The sequence below is a fragment of the Geminicoccus harenae genome (assembly GCF_019800005.1).
In the GTDB taxonomy this organism is placed as follows: domain Bacteria; phylum Pseudomonadota; class Alphaproteobacteria; order Geminicoccales; family Geminicoccaceae; genus Geminicoccus; species Geminicoccus harenae.
This window is the reverse complement of record NZ_JABGCL010000104.1, coordinates 1-2,513: the sequence shown is the minus strand read 5'-3', so window position 1 is coordinate 2,513 and position 2,513 is coordinate 1. Positions and strand designations below refer to the sequence as shown.

At 39.2% G+C, this 2,513-nt stretch carries 1 protein-coding gene; it reads right to left on the bottom strand.

The genetic code is table 11. The features are described 5' to 3' along the window. Positions 1 to 2,513: reverse transcriptase domain-containing protein (locus HLA95_RS30185; RefSeq protein ID WP_222185070.1), on the bottom strand; the 2,513-nt coding region annotated here is incomplete at both ends.

Genomic DNA, 2,513 nt, shown 5'->3' with positions numbered 1-2,513 from the left:
GCTAAGTATAACAAAGCACCAATTGCACTAAGATATGGTACTTCAGGATCAAGTAGTGCTTCATTTTCTTCTTTTGGACGAAAAGGATCTTTCTTAGCATCAAGGGATCTAACAATCATTGGAGAACTTAATGGATGTGCTTTATCCATGTTAAATCGCTTCAAGACCTTTTCGATATATGTTGACTGATGTATGAGAATTCCATTAGACTTGTGCTCGATTTGTAGGCCGAGACAATATTTAGTTTTTCCTAAGTCTTTCATCTCAAACTCATCCTTCAAATATTTAGCCGCTTTTGTGAGCTCTTCAGGAGTCCCAAATAAATTTATATCATCAACATATACTGCAAGGATGGCAAATCCTAATTCTGATTTCTTTATAAAAACACAAGGGCATATAGGATTGTTAATATACCCATCCTTGATCAAATACTCACTGAGACGATTATACCACATTCTTCCAGATTGTTTTAATCCATATAATGATCGTCTCAACTTAATTGAGTACATATTTCGTGGTTGTGATGTATTTTCTTGAGGCAACTGAAATCCTTCAGGGATTTTCATATAAATATCATTTTCTAGCATGCCATACAAATATGCAGTAACTACGTCCATTAGACGCATGTCTAGTCCTTCTGAGACCGACAGACTAATTAAATATCGAAACGTAATAATATCCATTACAGGTGAATACGTTTCTTCATAATCAATCCCAGGTCTTTGGGAGAAACCTTGTGCCACAAGACGTGCTTTGTATCTAGCAATTTCATTTTTATCATTACGTTTTCTTATAAACACCCATTTGTAACCTACAGGTTTCACATCATTGGGTGTTGGGACTACAGGCCCAAATACTTTGCGTTTTGCTAGAGAATCCAATTCTACTTGGATTGCTTCTTTCCACTTTGACCAATCATGTCTACTGCGACATTCATTGATACTGCGTGGTTCATGATCATCATCATCTTTTAAAATTTCTGTGGCTACTGCAAAGCAAAATACATCATTAATAACCACTTCTGTACGGTCCCATAATTCCCCCGTGGATGCATAATTTATGGAAATTTCATCATTTGCAAGTACTTGTGCATCTTCATGATTTTGTATCTCTTCGGGGACTATTGCCTCTTCAGGGGCTATTGCCTCTTCAGGGGCATGTGTCACTTCAATGACACTTTCCTCTTCGGGGGTTATTATTTTAGAAATTGTGGGAATAGCCTCTTCAGGAGTGCTATTTTCTTCAAGACTTGTGTCTTGTTGCCCTTTTATTTTCCTCTTCCGGGGAATTAAATCTTTTGAACCCAAGGGTCGACCACGCTTCAGGCGTGTCATGGATGATTCATTAGCTGCCATAATAGCAGTTTTTCCAATTGGTATATTGATCCTTGCTGGTATGTTTGCAGCTGGTATATAGGATTTGGTTACTTTAGCTGTATCTGTAAATGCATCGGGCAATTGGCTAGCAATCTTCTGAAGATGAGTGATTCTCTGTACTTCATTTTCACATTGAGCAGTGCGCTGGTCGAAATGAGACATGGATGATGCATTCCAAATAATTTCACGCCGTTCCTCTTTTGGTAGCTTATCTCCCCCTAACGACGGGAAATTGACCTCATCAAAATGGCAATCTGCAAATCTTGCTCTAAAAAAGTCCCCTGTCAAAGGTTCAAGATACCTGATGATTGATGGCGAATCAAAACCAATGTATATTCCCAATCGACGTTGAGGGCCCATTTTTGTGCGTTGTGGAGGTGCAATTGGAACTTGTACTGCACATCCAAACACTCGTAAATGGGAAAGATTTGGAATTTGACCAAGTACCAATTGAAATGGTGACTGTTGGTGATTAGCAGTCGGTCGAAGGCGAACCAATGCTGCAGCATGTAGAATGGCATGTCCCCAAGCAGAAATAGGTAACTTTGTCCTCATAAGTAAAGGTCGAGCAATCAGTTGGAGTCGTTTGATAAAGGCTTCTGCTAATCCATTCTGTGTATGTACATGAGCAATTGGATGTTCCACCTCAATCCCAACCGACATGCAATAATCATCAAAAGCTTTAGATGTAAATTCACCAGCATTATCAAGACGGATCTTCTTGATTGGATAATCTGGAAAATGTGCTTGTAACCTTATGATCTGAGCAAGGAGCCTGGCAAATGCAACATTGCGGGTAGATAACAAGCAAACATGTGACCATCGAGATGAGGCATCTATTAGCACCATGAAATAGCGAAATGGTCCACATGGTGGATGAATTGGTCCACATATATCCCCTTGGATTCGTTCCAAAAATGTTGGGGATTCAACAAGGACTTTTGTATGAGATGGTCTAATAATCAATTTTCCTTGTGAACAAGCATTACATGGATAATCACTAGACAAAAGAATCTTCTGGTTCTTTAATGGATGTCCATGTGAATTTTCAATAATTCGCCTCATCATTGTTGACCCTGGGTGCCCAAGTCTATCATGCCAAAGCATAAAAATATTTGGGTCAGAGAGCTTCTGGCT